Below are 16747 nucleotides of genomic sequence, written 5' to 3' on the forward strand. Positions count from 1 at the left end.
GCGGTGTGCAGCCGGATGCTGCGAGAATCGGAGGCGTGAGCGTGTTCGAGCGGCAGCAGCGAGTGGTCATCGTCGGCGGCGGACCCGGCGGGTACGAGGCTGCGCTCACGGGCGCGCAGCTCGGCGCCGACGTCACGCTCGTCGAGCGCGTCGGCGTCGGCGGCTCCGCGGTCCTCACCGACGTCGTGCCCTCGAAGTCCCTCATCGCCACGGCCGAGTCGGCCGCCGCCATCCGCGACGCATCCGGCCTCGGCGTGCAGTTCTTCGCGCGCGGCGAGACCGGCCGACCCTCGAAGCCCGAGGTCGCCGTCAACCTGCGCGCCGTGAACCGCAGGCTGCTGGCGCTCGCGGCGCAGCAGTCGCTCGACATGGCCGCCGACCTCGAGCGCGCCGGCGTGCACATCGTGCAGGGCGAGGGGCGCCTCGTCTCGCCGACGTGCGTGGCCGTCTCGACGGGACGCAAGGGCGAGGACTTCGACGAGATCGAGGCGGAGACGATCGTCGTGTCGGTCGGCGCGAGCCCACGCATGCTGCCGACGGCGATGCCCGACGGCGAGCGCATCCTCACCTGGACCCAGCTCTACGGCCTCGAGGACGTGCCGGAGCACCTCATCGTCGTCGGCTCGGGCGTCACGGGCGCCGAGTTCGCGAGCGCGTACTCGAACATGGGCTCGAAGGTCACGCTCGTGTCGAGCCGCGACCAGGTGCTGCCCGGCGAGGATGCCGACGCCGCGGCCGTCATCGAGGACGTGTTCACGCGCCAGGGCATGACCCTGCTGGCGAAGTCGCGCGCCGCGAGCGTCGACCGCAGCGACGACGGCGTCGTCGTCACGCTCTCCGACGGTCGCACGGTCGAGGGCAGCCACTGCCTCATGGCCGTCGGCTCGATCCCGAACACGTCGGGCATCGGCCTCGAGGAGGCGGGGGTGCAGCTCGCCGACTCCGGCCACATTCTCGTGAACCGCGTCGCCCGCACGAACCTGCCGAGCGTCTACGCCGTCGGCGACTGCTCGAACGCGTTGCCGCTCGCCTCCGTCGCCTCGATGCAGGGTCGCACGGCGATGTTCCACGCGCTGGGCGACGCCGTGCATCCCATCTCGATGCGCACGGTCTCGTCGAACATCTTCACCCAGCCCGAGATCGCGACCGTCGGCTGGACGGCGAAGGAGATCGAGGAGGGCATCGCGCAGGGCGAGATCCACACCGTGCACCTGTCGACGAACCCCCGCGCGAAGATGATGGGCATCGACGACGGGTTCGTGAAGCTCTTCGCGCGCACGGGATCGGGCACCGTCATCGGCGGCGTCGTCGTGGCGCCGAAGGCGTCGGAGCTCATCTACCCGATCGCGATGGCCGCCGAGCACCGGCTCACGGTCGACATGGTCGCCCGCGTCTTCCCGGTCTACCCGTCGCTCACGGGATCCATCGCCGACGCGGCGCGCGCGATGCACCGCGTCGCCGACTGACCCGCGCCGACCTCGGCTCGAGGGCGGCTCAGACCGGCTCGAGCCCTTCATGCGCGCCGTCGGGCAGCGCGACCACGATGGGGTCGCCCGGCCGCACGTCGCCGCCTGCGACGACGACGCCCATGACGCCCGTCCTGCGCACGACGTGCCCGTCGTCGTCGCGGCCGACGACCTGCGCCAGCAAACCCGCCGCGTGGCGCTCGATCTGCGTGCAGGGGTTCCGCAGCCCCGTGACCTCGACGATCGCGTCGGGGCCGAGGTGCAGCCGCGTGCCGCGCGGCAGCTCGAGCAGTGCCAGCCCCGTGGTCGTGACGTTCTCGCCGAGGTCGCCGGGCGCGACGTCGGCATCGACCTCGTCGAAGAGCTCGCGGTGGATGAGGTGCACCTGCCGGAGGTTCGGCTGCGTCGGATCGCGGCGCACGCGCGAGCGATGCTGCACCGTCGGCCCCGCATGCGCGTCGCCGAGCACGCCGTGGCCGGCGACGAGCGTGATGACGTCGCACGTCGGCTTCGAGAAGCGGTGGCGGTCGTCGCGGGCGACGGCGACGACGGACGGATCGGGCATGCCCCCAGCATGCCGCGCGGCGCCGCAGCGCGTCGACCGCGCGGCCGCCGGCTGCGTCGACGTCGGCGTCAGCGCGCGACCCTCGGCAGCTCGATCGTGACGCGCAGGCCGCCGTCCGGCCGCGCGCGCAGCACCAGCGCGCCATCGTGCGCGGCGACGATGCTGCGCACGATCGCCAGGCCGAGCCCCACGCCGCCGCGGTCGTGGACGCGCGTCGACCCGCGCCGGAACGGCTCCGCGAGCGTCTCGGCATCGGCCGGATCGATGCGCTCGCCCGTGCTCTCGACCGCGAGCCACGCGACGCCGTCGCGCTCCCCGGTACCCACGTGGATGCGGCCGTCGGCGTCGAGGTTGTGCACGATGGCGTTCTCGACGAGGTTCGCCGCGAGCTGGCGCAGCAGCGTCGGCGATCCCACGACGACCGCGGGCGCCGTCGCGGCGTCGACGGCGATGCTGCGGGCCTCGGCGCGCGGCAGCAGCGTCTCGACCGCATCCTCCGCTGCGAGCGACAGGTCGACCCGCTCGCGCGCGAACGCGCGGCCGTCGGCGCGCGCGAGCAGCAGCAGCGACTCGGTGAGGTCGATCGCGCGCGCGTTCACGGCGTGCAGCCGCTCGAGCAGCGCCGGCACGTCCTCCTCCGGCGTCGCGCGGGCGACGTCGAGCATCGCCTGCATCGTCGCGAGCGGCGTGCGCAGCTCGTGCGACGCGTTGGCGGCGAAGCGCTCCTGCTCGGACACGTGCGCCTCGAGCCGATCGAGCATGCCGTCGAACGCGTCGGCCAGGTCGCGCAGCTCGTCACGACGACCAGGCAGGCGGATGCGGTGCTGCAGCGATCCCTGCGTCGCGAGCCTTGCCGCCTCGCCGATGCGGTCGAGCGGCGCGAGCATCCGGCCCGCGAGCAGCCAGCCGCCCACGACGCCGACGACGAGCAGCACGCCCATCGCGAGCGCCGCCGCCGGCGTGAACGCGCGCACGAGGTCGCCGCGGTTCGGCACGAATCCGCTCGCCGCGTCGATGGGGCCGGCGGGCACGTAGCGCAGCAGGAAGACGGCGACGACCGCCAGCAGCAGCGCGCCCGTGCCGACGACGACGGCGGCGTAGCTGAGCGCGAGGCGCACGCGCACGCTCGCCCCCTCACGCCGACGCGTCGGCATCCGTCCCCTCGGCCTCGTCCGCCTCGGCGATGCGGTAGCCGACGCCGGGCACCGTGCGCACGATCCACGGCTCGCCCAGCCGCTTCCGCAACGTCGACACCGTGATGCGCACGGCGTTCGTGAACGGATCCGCGTGCTCGTCCCACGCGCGCTCGAGCAGCTCCTCCGCGCTCACCACGCCGCCCGCCGCATCCACGAGCACCTCGAGCACCGCGAACTGCTTGCGCGTGAGGGCCACGTAGCGGCCGTCGCGATGCACCTCGCGTCGGAACGGGTCGAGCCGCAGCCCCGCGATCTCGCGCACGGGCGGTCGCCGCCGCGCACGCCGCCGATCGAGGGCGCGCAGGCGCAGCACGAGCTCGCGCATCGCGAACGGCTTCGTCACGTAGTCGTCGGCCCCGAGCTCGAACCCCGACGCCTTGTCGTCGAGTCGATCCGCGGCCGTGAGCATGAGGATGGGCGTGCCCGAGCCGCCCTCGACGATGCTGCGCGCGATCGCCTCGCCCGAGATGCCCGGCACGTCGCGGTCGAGCACCGCGACGTCGTAGGTCGTGAGCGCGAGCAGCTCGAGCGCCGCGTGGCCGTCGAGCGCGACGTCGGCCGCGATCGCCTCGAGCCGCAGGCCGTCGCGGATCGCGTCCGCGAGGTAGGGCTCGTCCTCGACGACCAGGACGCGCATGCTCCCGATCGTACGGATCGGCAGGTATCGCCGGCGTATCGAGAATCCGAGACGCTCTCGCAACGGCCCGCACGGTGTGCTCGAGGCATGAGCACCGCCGCCCCAGTCCTCCGTCGCCGTCGTCGCCTCGCCCTCGTCGTCGGCTGCCTCGTCGTCGTCGCGCTCGCGACCTGCGCCGTGCCGCCCGCCCTGCAGTGGATGCTCGCCGCGGTCGCCGCACCGACGTCGTCGGTCGCGGGCGATCGCGGGCTGCCGCCCGCCGCATCCGAGCCGGGCGCGGCATCCGACTCCTCCGTGCCCGGCGTCGACGACGGGCTGCTGCCCGGCGGCCCCGTGTCGCCGCACGCCGACGTCCCCGCCGTCTCGCGGCTCGATCCCGCGCTGCTGTCGGCCCTCCGCGCGGCCACCGACGCGGCGGCGGCGGAGGGCTTCGAGATCGTCGTGAACTCCGGCTGGCGGTCGGCGGCGCTGCAGCAGGCGATGCTCGACGAGGCCATCGTCACCTACGGCTCGGCGGAGGAGGCCGCGCGCTGGGTGTCGACGCCCGACGAGTCGGCGCACGTCACGGGCGACGCCGTCGACGTCGGCGACCTCGACGGGGCGTCGTGGCTCGGCGGCCACGGCTGGGCGTGGGGGCTGTGCCAGACGTACGCGAACGAGTCGTGGCACTTCGAGCTGCGCCCCGAGGCGGCCGCCGACGGCACGTGCCCGCCGATGGCGACCGATCCCACCGCCGCGCACTGACAGTGCGACACGCCCGGGATCCGCACGACGATCCGCGCGTGTCGAATCGCGCCGCCCCCATCCGTCTCCGAGATGTGGCACCGTGCCACCGGAGAGACGAGGAGAACCGCCATGACGACGTACGCGTACTTCATCCACGAGCCCGACTGGGACAGCGACGCCTACCTCCCCGCCGACGGCGGGACGGCCGACGCGCTCGGCGAGGACTTCGGCGAGTTCACCGCCTTCGAGGAGCGCGTGCGCGAGCTCGGCGGCACCGTCGTCGGCGGCCAGGCGCTGCAGCACGCCCGGTACGGCGGGCGCGTGACGCCGGGCGGCCCGGGGCGTCGGGAGGAGGACGCCGTCTTCACCGACGGCGCGAACCCCGAGCTCACGGAGGTCGTCACGGGCTTCTACCTCATCGAGGTCGACGACGAGGACGTCGCGCGGCGCATCGCCGCGCATGTGCCCACCGGTGGGCACGTCGAGTGGCGCCGCGTCTTCCCGATGGGGTGATCGGGCGCGCAGCGGCGCGGCCGGATCAGTCGGCGCGACCGAAGAGCGTCGCGAGCGCCACGCCCACGAGCGCGACCATCGCGACGGCGCCGAGGCCGCACGCGACGAGGATGACGGCCGTGAACGGATCGGCCGGGTTCACGGTGGCGTCGAGATGCGATGCTTCGGCGACGAGGTGCATGGGCCCAGCCTACCGGCCCGCATCGCCGCGGGCTGGGACGATGCGGACCATGGACGACGCCCGCATCGAACCCGCCGCGTTCCAGGAGGCGTGGCCGCAGGTCGTGCGGGCGCTCGCGGCCGCGACCGGGTCGATCGACGAGGGCGAGGAGCTCGCCGCGGAGGCGTTCGCGCGCGCCGCGGCGCAGTCCGGGCCGCCGGCATCCCTCGTCGGATGGTGCATCGCGGTCGGCCGCCGCGCCGCGATCGACGCGGCGAGGCGGCGGGCGACGGAGCGCGTCCACCTGCCGGCGCTGCACGACGCGACGACGGAGGGCGCGCGGATGTCGGCCATCGACGACCGGGTCGCGCTGCTCCTCGTCGCGTGCGACGAGCTGCTGCCACCCGTCTCGCGCATGGTGCTCGCGATGCGGCTCGTGCTCGGCGTCGACGTGGATGCGATCGCCGCGCACCTCGGGCTCGAGCGCGGTGCCGCGGCGGCGCGGCTCACCCGTGCGAAGCGGCTGCTCGCCGAGGAGCGCGGGGCGTTCCACGTGCCGACGGGCGAGCAGCGCGAGCGCCGCATGCCGGTCGTGCTCGACTGCGTGCACGGGCTCGTCGCGATCGGGCAGCGGCTCGTGCCCGAGCCCGCCGACGCCGTCGGGGATCTCGTCGCGCATGCCGAGCGCATCGCCGAGGCGCTCGTGCGCGAGCGGACCGACGACGCGGAGGCGCGCGCCGTGCTCGCCATCGCCCGCCTCGCGCTCGCGCGCCGGCCAGGCCGCGTCGTCGACGGCGTCGCCGTGGCGCCCGAGGCGGTCGACCGACGCGGCTGGGATGCGCGGCGCCTCGCGCTCGGCATCGGCGACGCGCTCGCGGCGTCGGAGCTCGCCGGCGAGGATCCCGGGCGCTTCGCGCTCGAGGCGCGCATCGCGGCGCTCCACTCCGCGGCGCCCGCGGCGTGGGACGTGCCGTGGCCGCGCGTCGCGCGCCTGCACCGCGCCGTCGAGGCGCGCTGGCCGGCTCGCTCGGCGACGCTCGCGCGGCTCGTCGCCGAGGCGTACGCGCTGCTCGTCGCCGCGGGCATCCGCGACGCATCGGACGGACGGCTGTCGACCGAGCCGGACGGGATGGCCCGCATCCGCGAGCAGGTCGCCGCGCTCGACGACGGCGCGCGGGCGACGGGGCGCGACGTCGACCTCGTGCTCGCAGACCTCGCGTGGCGCACGCGCGCGCCCGACGCCGCCGCGCGCTACCGCGCCCTCGCGGTGCGCCTCGCCGACGATGCCGTCGCCTCGGACCCGGTCCGAGCCTTCTGCGCGAGCCGCGCCCAGGGCTGACGCGCGCGCCCAGGCGGGCGTCCTGGCCGCCGCCCATCCCCGACTCTCGACCCGCGCGCTTTGCGTTTCGCAGGCGATTCCGCCTCATGAGCGCGATCATCCCTCGAAGCCGGGATCGCCTGCGAAACGCGACCGAAGGGGTGTGGTCCTGCGAGTTCAATCGATCGCAGGCTTTGCGCTTCGCAGGCGATCTCGCCTCATGAGGGCGATCTTCCCTCGAACCCCGGGATCGCCTGCGAAACGCGAAGGCTCAGGATCGTGGTGCTGGGGTGCGACCGTCGTCGCTGCCGACCGAGACGCGGGGTGCGCGTCCCGAACAGATGGGCTGCGTCGGACGTCGTCCACGATCGGCGGCGCCTGCCGCACCTCCAGCGCATGCGTCGTCGACGCTCGGGGGATGGATGTCGAGCAGACGGTCGGGCGACTCGGGGGCATCGCGAGCCTCGAGCAGCTCCGCGCTCGCGGCTTCGGCCGCGCTGACGTGGTTGAGGCTCGGCGGCGAGGCGGCCTCCGCAAGGTCCGGCGCGGATGGTGCGCGGTGCCGGACGCGGACGCGGACGCGGTCGCCGCCGTGCGCGTCCGCGGACAGGCGACCTGCATCACCGCCGCACGCGCCCTCGGCCTCTGGACGGTGGACGACGGCCGCCTGCACGTCGCCGTGCCTGGCAACGGGTCGCGGCTGAATCCTCGGCAGGAAGGTGCGCCGCCCGCGCATCACGATCCGACCGTCGTCGTGCACTGGCGCGCCCGCACCGCTGCGCCGACGATGGCGCGCCAACCGCTGCGAGACGTGCTCGTGCACGTCGCCGAATGCCAGCCGCCCGACCTGGCGCTCGCGGTGCTCGACAGCGCCGTGCGCCAGGGTCGCTGCTCGCTCGGATGGCTTCGACGCGTCCTGTCCGACTCGGCGAGGGGGCGCGAGCTCGCGACCGTCGTCGACGGATCTGCGGATGCGGGAGGGGAGAGCATCGTGCGCTGGCGGCTGCGCGCGGCGCGCGTGCGCGCCATCCCGCAGTTCCGCGTCGAGGGCCTCGGGCGGCGCGACTTCCTCGTCGGGGAGCGGCTGATCGTCGAGATCGACGGCCGCGAGCACCACGCGCTCGTCGAGGGGTTCGCGCGCGATCGATGGCTGGATCGCGAGCTCCAGCTGCGCGGCTACGACGTGCTGCGCTTCACCTACGCGGAGATACTCCACGACTGGGACCGCGTCCTCGCCACGATCATGCGAGCGGTCGACGCCGATCGCCACCGGGATCGCTCCTCCCGCTGACCTCGACGCATGCCGCGTCGCCCGGCGTCGGTCCTGCGTCGCCCGGCACGCGTTTCGCAGGCGATCCCGGCTCTCGAGGGCGATCTTCCCTCGGGGGGCGGAATCGCCTGCGAAACGCAGGGTTCGCGTCGTGTCCGCGCGCGTGCGGCGTCGTCGTGTCAGCGTGGCTTCAGGGTCGTGGGAGTCGCGTTTCGCAGGCGATCCCGGCTCTCGAGGGCGATCTTCCCTCGAGGGGCGGAATCGCCTGCGAAACGCAACACGCACCAGCGCGCGACGGCACGGGGCGGGCGCGCGGCCCACGCGGCGCCGCGCGCGAGTCAGGCCGCGTCGGCGTCCGCGTCGGCGATGACCAGGAGGCGGTGGCCGCTCGAGATCGTCGTGCCGATGGGTGCGTCGAGCGACGTGACGATGCCGTCGCGGGGCGCCGCGATCGGCTGCTCCATCTTCATCGCCTCGAGCACGACGAGCAGGTCGCCGGCGACGACGCTCTGCCCCTCCTCGACGGCGACCTTCACGACCGTCGCCTGCATGGGCGATGCGATGGTGCCGCCCGTCGCGCCGCCCGCCGCCGCGATGCGCGTGCGGCGCGGCGCGGGGCCCTTCGTCGCGACGGTCTCGGGGAAGAGCCGCGCGGGCATCGACACCGCGATGCGCTTGCCGTCGGCCTCGACCACGACCTCGCGACGCGCCTCGGGGCCGCCGAGCTCGCCGGCCTCGCCGCCCCAGCGGGGGATCTCGTTCACGAACTCCGTCTCGATCCACGACGTGTAGACCGAGAAGGGCTCACCGTCCGCCGGCGCGAACGCCGGGTCGTCGACGACGACGCGGTGGAACGGCAGGACGGTGGGCAGGCCCTCGACGCGGAACTCGGCGAGCGCGCGACGCGAGCGCTCGAGCGCCTCCTCGCGCGTGGCGCCGGTGACGACGAGCTTCGCGAGCAGCGAGTCGAACTGGCCACCGATGACGTCGCCCGAGACGACGCCGGAGTCGACGCGCACGCCCGGTCCCGTCGCCGGGATGAACGCTCGCACGGGGCCGGGGGCGGGGATGAACCCGGCGCCCGGGTCCTCGCCGTTGATGCGGAACTCGAATGCATGGCCCTGCACGACGGGGTCCGGGTAGTCGAGGACGCCGCCGGAGGCGAGCCGGAACTGCTCGCGCACGAGGTCGAGGCCCGTGACCTCCTCGGACACGGGGTGCTCGACCTGGAGGCGCGTGTTCACCTCGAGGAAGGAGATGGTGCCGTCGCGGCCGACGAGGAACTCGCATGTGCCGGCGCCGACGTAGCCGACCTCCTTGAGGATGGCCTTCGACGAGGCGTAGAGGCGCTCGACCTGCTCGTCGCTCAGGAACGGCGCGGGCGCCTCCTCCACGAGCTTCTGGTGGCGGCGCTGCAGCGAGCAGTCGCGCGTCGAGACGACGACCACGTTGCCGTGGGCGTCCGCGAGGCACTGCGTCTCGACGTGCCGCGGTCGGTCGAGGTACTTCTCGACGAAGCACTCGCCGCGGCCGAACGCCGCGACGGCCTCGCGGGTCGCGGAGTCGAACAGCTCGGGGATCTCCTCCCGCGTGCGCGCGACCTTGAGCCCGCGGCCGCCACCGCCGAACGCCGCCTTGATCGCCACGGGCAGGCCCACCTCGTCGGCGAATGCGACGACCTCGTCGGCCGTCGCGACGGGTTCGAGCGTGCCGGGCGCGAGGGGAGCGCCGACCTTCTCGGCGATGTGCCGCGCGGAGACCTTGTCGCCGAGCGCCTCGATGGCGTCGGGGCTCGGGCCGATCCAGGTGATGCCGGCGTCGATGACGGCGCGCGCGAAGTCGGCGTTCTCGGCGAGGAAGCCGTAGCCGGGATGCACGGCGTCCGCCCCCGCGCGGCGCGCGACCGAGAGGATCTTGTCGATCACGAGGTACGACTCGGCGCTCGTCGCACCGTGCAGCGAGTACGCCTCGTCGGCGAGCTGCACGTGCTGGGCGTCGCGGTCGGGCTCGGCGTAGACGGCGACGCTGCCGATCCCCGCATCCCTCGCGGCTCGGATGACTCGGACGGCGATCTCGCCACGGTTGGCGACGAGGACCTTCGTGATGCGCGGCATGAGCACCGAGCCTACGCGAGAAGGGATGCCCGCTCTCGGCGAGCATCGACAACGCCGAGCCGCATCCCGTTGCCGAAGTCCACAGATCGCGGACGTCACCGACGCGTCGGTTGCGGAGTGAGTGCTCACTCAGTAGCGTGATCGGCCGTGGCACCTCCGACTCGCATGACGCTCGAGGACCGTCAGGTCCAGATCCTCGACGCGATCGTCCCCGCCGTGCTCGAGCACGGCGCATCCATCACGTCGAGGCAGCTCGCCGACGCCGCGGGCGTCGCGGAGGGCACGCTGTTCCGCTCCTTCGGCGACAAGGACTCGCTGCTGCGCGCCCTCTTCGATCGCGCCTCCGAGGTCGCCTACGACCTCACCGACCTCGACGACCTCGCCGACGAGACCCTCGCGACGACGGTCCCGGCGATCGCCGGCGTGCTCACGGTCCGCTTCACGAGCCTCTTCCAGATGGCGATCGCGCTGGGGCCGGTGCTGCTGGCGGAGGGTCGTCGCGACGACCCGCGCTTCGACGAGCTGCGCGAGCGCATCGCCGCGATCCTCGCCGAGCACGCCGACGAGCTCGCCGTCGACCCGCTCGTCGCCGCCGACGCGCTGCGCACCCTCACCTTCGCCGCCGCGACGGGCTGGGGCGAGCGCAGCGCCATGGACATGTCCGACGTCACCGGCATCCTGCTCCATGGGATCGCCCGCACCGACACCAGGAAGGAGCTCCGCGCATGAGGCTGTGGAGGCTCATCACCGCCGCGATCCGTACCTCGTGGATCGCCTTCGTCCTCGTCGTCGTGTTCCAGCTCACGCAGGCGCTGCTCTCGCTGATGCTGCCCACGATCAACGCGGACATCATCGACCAGGGCGTGCTGCAGGGCGACACGGCCACGATCTGGAGGCTCGGCGGCGAGATGCTGCTCATGAGCCTCGGCCAGGTGGTCGCGAACGCGCTCGCGATCCTCTTCGGCGCAAGGCTCGCGATGACGGCCGGGCGCGACCTGCGCGCCCGCATCTTCGCGCGCGTCTCGTCGTTCTCCGAGCGCGACGTGCAGCGCTTCGGCGCCGCCTCGCTCATCACGCGCACCACGAACGACGTGCAGCAGGTGCAGATGCTGACGCTCATGGGCTGCACCATGCTCATGTCCGCCCCGATGCTCGCGATCGGCGGCGTCGTCATGGCCGTGCGCGCCGACGCCGAGCTGTCGCGGCTCATCTGGATCATCGTGCCGCTCATGGTGCTCGTGATGGGCGTCATCGTCTCGCGGCTCGTGCCGATCTTCGTGCTGCTGCAGGAGCGCATCGACCGCGTGAACCAGGTCATGCGCGAGCAGCTCACGGGCATCCGCGTCGTGCGCGCGTTCGTGCAGGAGCGGCGCGAGCGCGCACGGTTCCAGGTCGCGAACGACGGCGTGACGGATGCCATGCTGCGCACCGGCAACCTCTTCGTGCTCACGTTCCCGCTCGTCATGCTCATCGTGAACGCGTCGAGCGTCGCGGTGATCTGGTTCGGCGCCCAGCTCGTCGACGCGGGCACGCTGCAGGTCGGCACGATGATGGCGTTCCTGCAGTACCTCATGCAGATCCTGTTCGGCGTCATGATGGCGACGTTCCTCACGATGATGATCCCGAGGGCGGCGGTCGGCGCCCGTCGCATCACGGAGGTGCTCGAGGCGGAGCCCTCGGTCGCCGTCTCGACCGCCGCGCGCACCGACCAGCCCGAGCGCGGACGCATCGTCTTCGACGACGTCACGTTCACCTACCCGGGCGCCGAGACGCCTGTGCTGGAGGGCGTCTCCTTCCTGGCCGAGCCCGGCGAGACCGTCGCGATCATCGGCTCGACCGGAGCCGGCAAGACGACGGTCGTGAACCTCGTGCCGCGGCTGTTCGACGTGTCGAGCGGATCCGTGTCGGTCGGCGGCGTCGACGTGCGCGACGCGGACGAGCAGACGCTGTGGGCATCCATCGGCCTCGTGCCGCAGAGGCCGTACCTCTTCTCGGGCACGATCGCCTCGAACCTCCGCTACGGGAAGGAGGATGCGACCGACGAGGAGCTGTGGGCGGCGCTCGAGACCGCGCAGGCGGCGGACTTCGTACGTGCCAAGGAGCACGGCCTCGACAGCCCGATCGCCCAGGGGGGCACGAACGTGTCGGGCGGACAGCGGCAGCGCCTCGCGATCGCCCGCGCGCTCGTGAAGCGTCCGCCGATCCTCGTCTTCGACGACTCGTTCAGCGCGCTCGACCTGTCGACCGACGCGCGCCTGCGCGCCGCGCTCGCGACCGACGTGGTCGGCGTGACCCGGCTCGTCGTCGCGCAGCGCGTGTCGACGATCGTCGACGCCGACCGCATCGTCGTGCTCGACGACGGGCGCGTCGTCGGCCTCGGCACGCACGACGAGCTCCTCGAGACGAACGAGACCTACCGCGAGATCGTCGACTCGCAGATGGCCGTGGAGGTCTGACGATGGCACGCAGGAAGCAGGAGCCCGTCGTCGAGCGGGAGCTCACGGAGGAGGAGCGCCTCGAGGCCGAGCAGGCGGAGGCCGCCCGGCGCGGGGCCGACGACTGGGAGGCGCCTCCCGGCAAGGCGAAGGCGCTGCTGCCGACGCTGCGGCGGCTGCTGGGGCTGCTCGCGCCCTTCAAGGCGCTGCTGGCGCTCGTCTTCCTCGTCGGCTCGGCGGGCATCGTGCTCAACGTGATCGCGCCGCGGGTGCTCGCCGAGGGCACGAACCTCATCGTGCAGGGCCTCGTGCAGCAGACGCTGGGGGCGCAGGGCGTGCCCGCCGGCACGTCGCAGGCCGACGTCGTCGCGCTGCTGCGCCAGCAGGGGCAGGATGACGTCGCGAACATCATCGCGAACATGGACGGCTTCACCGTCGGCGCGGGGATCGACTTCGGCGCGCTGAGCCAGGTGCTCATGCTCGTGCTGGCCCTCTACGTCGTCGCGAGCCTCTTCCAGTGGGTGCAGGGCTACTTCGTGAACCGCGTCGTGCAGCGCACGGTCGCGGGTCTTCGCGCCGCGGTCGAGGACAAGGTGCACCGCCTGCCGCTGCGCTACTACGACTCGATGCAGCGCGGCGAGCTGCTCTCGCGCGTCACGAACGACCTCGACAACGTCGGCCAGTCGATGAGCCAGACGCTCTCGCAGATCGTCACGGGCGTCCTCACGATCGTCGGCGTGCTCGTCATGATGCTGACGATCAACGTCTGGCTCGCGCTCATCGCGCTCATCTCCGTGCCGCTGACGGGCATCATCCTCGGACTCGTCATGGGCCGGGCGCAGGGGCTGTTCGCGGAGCAGTGGAAGCGCACGGGACGCCTGAACGGGCTCGTCGAGGAGTCCTTCACCGGCCACGCGCTCGTCAAGGTCTTCGGCAAGGAGCGCGAGGTCCGCGACCGCTTCCAGGCCGAGAACGAGGCGGTCTTCCAGGCCTCGTTCAAGGCCCAGTTCCTCTCGGGTCTCGTCTTCCCGCTCATGACGTTCGTCGGCAACGTCGGCTACGTCCTCGTCGCCGTCGCCGGCGGCCTCTTCGTCGCGAACGGCTCGATCCGCGTCGGCGACGTGCAGGCCTTCATCCAGTACTCGCAGCAGTTCTCGCAGAACCTCGGCCAGCTCGGCCAGACCTTCACGATGGTGCAGTCGGGCGCCGCGAGCGCGGAGCGCGTCTTCGAGCTGCTCGACGCGGAGGACGAGGAGTCGGACGCGGACGGCGGCACCATCGAGGCGACGAGCGGCGCGGTGGCGTTCGAGCACGTCGCGTTCGCGTACGACCCCGAGCAGCCGCTCATCGGCGACCTCTCGCTCACGGTCGCGCCGGGGCAGACGGTCGCGATCGTCGGGCCGACGGGTGCCGGCAAGACGACGCTCGTCAACCTGCTCATGCGGTTCTACGAGATCGACGGCGGCCGCATCACGCTCGACGGCGTCGACACGCGCACGCTCACCCGCGACGCGCTGCGCGCGCAGACCGGCATGGTGCTGCAGGACACCTGGCTCTTCGGCGGCACGATCCGCGACAACATCGCGTACGGCAGGCCGGAGGCGACGGAGGACGAGATCCTTCAGGCGGCGAGGGCGACGTTCGTCGATCGCTTCGTTCAGTCGCTGCCGGAGGGCTACGACACCGTGCTCGACGAGGAGGCCTCGAACCTCTCGGCCGGCGAGAAGCAGCTCGTCACGATCGCGCGTGCCTTCCTCGCGCAGCCGTCGGTGCTCATCCTCGACGAGGCGACGTCGAGCGTCGACACCCGCACGGAGCTGCTGCTGCAGCAGGCGATGGCGGCGCTGCGGCAGGATCGCACGTCGTTCGTCATCGCGCACCGTCTCTCGACGATCCGCGACGCCGACCTCATCCTCGTCATGGAGCACGGCGACATCGTCGAGCAGGGCACGCACGACGAGCTGCTCGCCCGGCGCGGCGCGTACCGCAGGCTCTACGAGGCGCAGTTCCAGCAGGCGGCGGTCGACCTCGAGGAGACGGAGGGCGTGCACGCGCCGACGGGCTCCGTCGCGACGCAGCCGCACACCTGATCGGCGCATCGGCGGGCGCGGCGAGGCACGCGCGCCCGTCGTCGCCGCGTCCGGGACCGGAGCCCCGTCACCCGACCTCTGTCGTAGCCCTGTGGGCGCTGTGGATCGTCCTGGCGTGGCCGATGCACCCGGACCTACGCTGCGGACACGGAGCCGCACCCGCGCCGCCGTCCTCGCCCAACGGGCCGCGCAAGGGAGCCGCAGATGACGTCCATCCACCTCGACCGGACGGCGCCCACGCGTCGTCGCGCCGGCCTGCGAGCCGGCGCGCTCGCCTCCGCGACGAGCATGGCGGTGCTCGCCGGCGTCCTCATCGGAGCTCCCGCAGCCACCGCAGCGCGCGACACCCCGGACGACGTCGACGGGGGCGTCGACGTGCCCGCCGCGGAGCTCTGCGCCGCCTTCGCCGACTTCGACGCCGTCGTCGCCACGACGCCGACGAGCGTCACGCTCGCCGGTCCGGACGTCGGACAGACCTCGGTCACCTACGTCGTGGGCGCCGAGGTGCAGACGACGACGGGAGCACCCGTCACGTTCGACGTCGGTCCGGGGCGCACTGCCGTCCGGGCGACGATCGAGTCGCCGGGCGGCCTCGACGACGTCAGCTTCTCGGTCTACCCGGACGGCGGCCGCATCTCGGGTGCGAACCGGTACGAGACCTCGGTGCAGGTGGGCATCGACACGAACTACGGCGCCTGCGCCGACACGGTCTTCATCGCGAACGGCGAGAGCTTCCCCGACGCGCTGTCGTCGACTCCGCTCGTGGTGGTGAACCCGTTCGCCGAGCTGCTGCTCTCGCAGCGGGACTCGCTGCCGTCGACGGTGCGAGAGGAGATCGAGTACAGCGGCGCCACGAACGTCGTGCTGCTCGGCGGCACGGCTGCGCTCTCGCCGGGGCTCTGCGATCAGATGCCCGACCAGATCACCTCGTGCACCCGCATCTCGGGACCCGACCGCTACGCGACCTCGCAGGCGCTCGCGGAGGCGCTCTACGCGCAGCAGGGCGGATCGACGTCCACCCAGGCGTTCATCGTGTCCGGCGAGCGCTTCCCCGACGCGGTCTCCGTCGCAGGCATCGCCGCGTACCTCGGCATCCCCGTGATCCTGGTGCCGGGCTCGGCGGCGTCGCTGCCGCCGAGCATCGCGACGTGGCTCTCGGAGCACGTCACCGGTGGCCCGATCGTCGTCGGAGGCACCGCATCCGTGAGCGCGGGCATCGAGGCGCAGCTGCAGGGCATCTACGGCGCGTCGGACGTGTACCGCATCTCGGGTGCCAACCGGTACGAGACGAGCGCGGCCATCGCGCAGCAGACGGCGGGGTTCTTCTCCGAAGCCCCCTACGCGCTGCTGGCGTCGGGCGAGCGCTTCCCGGACGCGCTGACCGGCGGCGTGCTGGCCGGTTCGTCGGGCATGCCGCTGCTGCTCACGGCGCCGACCTGCCTGCCGGCGCCCATCGCCGCGAGCATCGACGCCATCGAGCCCGCCGGCGTGCTCGCCATCGGCGGCACGGCGGTCGTCTCGGACGCGGCGCTCTCGCAGCCCTGCTGATCGGACGCGGTGCGGGCCGGCTCGGCCCGCACCGCGCTCCTCACGCGCCTCATCGCGTCCAGAGCTCGTGCCATGCCACGCCGAGCTCGCGGGCGAGGCGACGGACGGTCGGGATGCTCATGCCGATGACGGTCGAAGGGTCTCCGTGGATCTCCTCGACGTACGCGGAGCCGAGCGAGTCGATCGTGAAGGCGCCGGCGACCTCGAGCGGCTCGCCCGTCGCGACGTACGCGTCGATCTCGTCGTCGTCGAGGTCGGCGAACCGCAGCCGAGCGCCGACCGTCGCGCCGATGGCGCCGACGACGCGGCCCTCGTCGAGGCGGACGAGCCAGTGCCCGGAGTGCAGGACGGCCTCGCGGCCGCGCTGCGCGCGCCAGCGCTCGCGGGCGCGCTCGGGCGTGTGGGGCTTGCCGAGCGTCGCGCCGTCGAGCTCGAGGGCCGAGTCCCCGCCGAACAGCAGCCCGTGCATCGGTCGCCCCTCCGGCTCGCGGCCCAGCACGGCCTCGGCCTTGGCGCGAGCGAGCAGCTGCACGACCTTCGGCGTGGTGGCGGGCCCGTGCTCGGCCTCGTGCGCGGCGACGGCGAGGTCCTCGTCGACCTCGCTCGCGAGCAGCACCGGCTCGATGCCGGCCTGCCGCATGAGCATGAGTCGGGCGGGGGAGGTGGAGGCGAGGTGGAAGCGCATCGTGCGCCAGGGTAGCCGCGCAAC

15 protein-coding genes are annotated in these 16747 nt (G+C 73.1%); 9 read left to right on the plus strand and 6 right to left on the minus strand.

From position 1 onward, the window contains the following. The first annotated feature begins 35 nt into the window (after nucleotides 1-35). On the plus strand, nucleotides 36-1466 hold the full coding sequence (locus tag C1N71_RS03525) for an NAD(P)H-quinone dehydrogenase (protein WP_441297163.1): 1431 nt from the start codon (nucleotides 36-38) through the stop codon (nucleotides 1464-1466). Nucleotides 1467-1494: 28 nt separating this feature from the next. Here the strand turns inward: C1N71_RS03525 and C1N71_RS03530 are convergent, their stop codons facing one another. The 3 genes from C1N71_RS03530 to C1N71_RS03540 form a co-directional block, all read right to left on the minus strand. After that, the gene (locus C1N71_RS03530) at nucleotides 1495-2031 is read right to left on the minus strand and encodes an MOSC domain-containing protein (RefSeq protein WP_137755150.1); all 537 of its coding nucleotides are present in this window, start codon (nucleotides 2029-2031) and stop codon (nucleotides 1495-1497) included. A gap of 68 nt (nucleotides 2032-2099) precedes the next feature. Continuing rightward, nucleotides 2100-3185, minus strand: coding sequence for a sensor histidine kinase (locus tag C1N71_RS03535; protein WP_137755151.1), 1086 nt, complete (start codon nucleotides 3183-3185; stop codon nucleotides 2100-2102). After that, nucleotides 3166-3864 carry a response regulator transcription factor gene (locus C1N71_RS03540; protein ID WP_137755152.1) on the minus strand — a complete coding sequence of 233 codons (699 nt, stop codon included), beginning with the start codon at nucleotides 3862-3864 and terminating at the stop codon, nucleotides 3166-3168. Before C1N71_RS03540 ends, C1N71_RS03535 begins: the two co-directional genes overlap by 20 nt. Nucleotides 3865-3951: 87 nt before the next feature. Between C1N71_RS03540 and C1N71_RS03545 the strand changes: the two genes are divergently transcribed. Then, complete coding sequence (locus tag C1N71_RS03545; protein ID WP_137755153.1) at nucleotides 3952-4608, plus strand: M15 family metallopeptidase; 657 nt, start codon at nucleotides 3952-3954, stop codon at nucleotides 4606-4608. A 111-nt stretch (nucleotides 4609-4719) separates the two neighbouring features. Then, complete coding sequence (locus C1N71_RS03550) at nucleotides 4720-5103, plus strand: YciI family protein (protein WP_137755154.1); 384 nt, start codon at nucleotides 4720-4722, stop codon at nucleotides 5101-5103. Nucleotides 5104-5128: 25 nt separating this feature from the next. Here C1N71_RS03550 and C1N71_RS14875 read toward each other — a convergent pair whose 3' ends face one another. After that, entirely contained in the window at nucleotides 5129-5284 is a 156-nt protein-coding gene (locus tag C1N71_RS14875) for a hypothetical protein (RefSeq protein ID WP_175414080.1), read from the minus strand. 49 nt (nucleotides 5285-5333) lie between these two features. Between C1N71_RS14875 and C1N71_RS03555 the strand changes: the two genes are divergently transcribed. Both C1N71_RS03555 and C1N71_RS03560 read left to right on the plus strand, forming a co-directional pair. Continuing rightward, nucleotides 5334-6602 carry a DUF6596 domain-containing protein gene (locus C1N71_RS03555; RefSeq protein ID WP_137755155.1) on the plus strand — a complete coding sequence of 423 codons (1269 nt, stop codon included), beginning with the start codon at nucleotides 5334-5336 and terminating at the stop codon, nucleotides 6600-6602. After that, complete coding sequence (locus C1N71_RS03560; protein ID WP_137755156.1) at nucleotides 6547-7872, plus strand: endonuclease domain-containing protein; 1326 nt, start codon at nucleotides 6547-6549, stop codon at nucleotides 7870-7872. The genes C1N71_RS03555 and C1N71_RS03560 overlap by 56 nt, the downstream gene beginning before the upstream one ends. 317 nt (nucleotides 7873-8189) lie before the next feature. Here C1N71_RS03560 and C1N71_RS03565 read toward each other — a convergent pair whose 3' ends face one another. After that, entirely contained in the window at nucleotides 8190-9965 is a 1776-nt protein-coding gene (locus C1N71_RS03565; RefSeq protein WP_137755157.1) for an acetyl/propionyl/methylcrotonyl-CoA carboxylase subunit alpha, read from the minus strand. Between the two features lie 147 nt (nucleotides 9966-10112). On the opposite strand from C1N71_RS03565, the gene C1N71_RS03570 reads away from it, so the two are divergent. The 4 genes from C1N71_RS03570 to C1N71_RS03585 all read left to right on the plus strand — a co-directional run bounded on the left by C1N71_RS03570 (nucleotide 10113) and on the right by C1N71_RS03585 (nucleotide 16038). Continuing rightward, a complete protein-coding gene (locus C1N71_RS03570; protein WP_137755158.1) occupies nucleotides 10113-10694 on the plus strand; it encodes a TetR/AcrR family transcriptional regulator in 582 nt (193 codons plus the stop codon). Then, complete coding sequence (locus C1N71_RS03575) at nucleotides 10691-12421, plus strand: ABC transporter ATP-binding protein (protein WP_137755159.1); 1731 nt, start codon at nucleotides 10691-10693, stop codon at nucleotides 12419-12421. Before C1N71_RS03570 ends, C1N71_RS03575 begins: the two co-directional genes overlap by 4 nt. Before the next feature lie 2 nt (nucleotides 12422-12423). Continuing rightward, nucleotides 12424-14490 carry an ABC transporter ATP-binding protein gene (locus C1N71_RS03580; protein ID WP_137755160.1) on the plus strand — a complete coding sequence of 689 codons (2067 nt, stop codon included), beginning with the start codon at nucleotides 12424-12426 and terminating at the stop codon, nucleotides 14488-14490. A gap of 204 nt (nucleotides 14491-14694) precedes the next feature. Beyond that, nucleotides 14695-16038 (plus strand): cell wall-binding repeat-containing protein, encoded by a 1344-nt coding sequence (locus C1N71_RS03585; RefSeq protein ID WP_137755161.1) that lies wholly within the window; start codon nucleotides 14695-14697, stop codon nucleotides 16036-16038. A gap of 49 nt (nucleotides 16039-16087) precedes the next feature. On the opposite strand, the gene C1N71_RS03590 is transcribed toward C1N71_RS03585, so the two are convergent. Then, nucleotides 16088-16723, minus strand: coding sequence for a Maf family protein (locus tag C1N71_RS03590; RefSeq protein ID WP_137755162.1), 636 nt, complete (start codon nucleotides 16721-16723; stop codon nucleotides 16088-16090). Nucleotides 16724-16747 lie beyond the last annotated feature (24 nt).

The organism is Agrococcus sp. SGAir0287 (genome assembly GCF_005484985.1).
Taxonomy (GTDB): Bacteria; Actinomycetota; Actinomycetes; order Actinomycetales; family Microbacteriaceae; genus Agrococcus.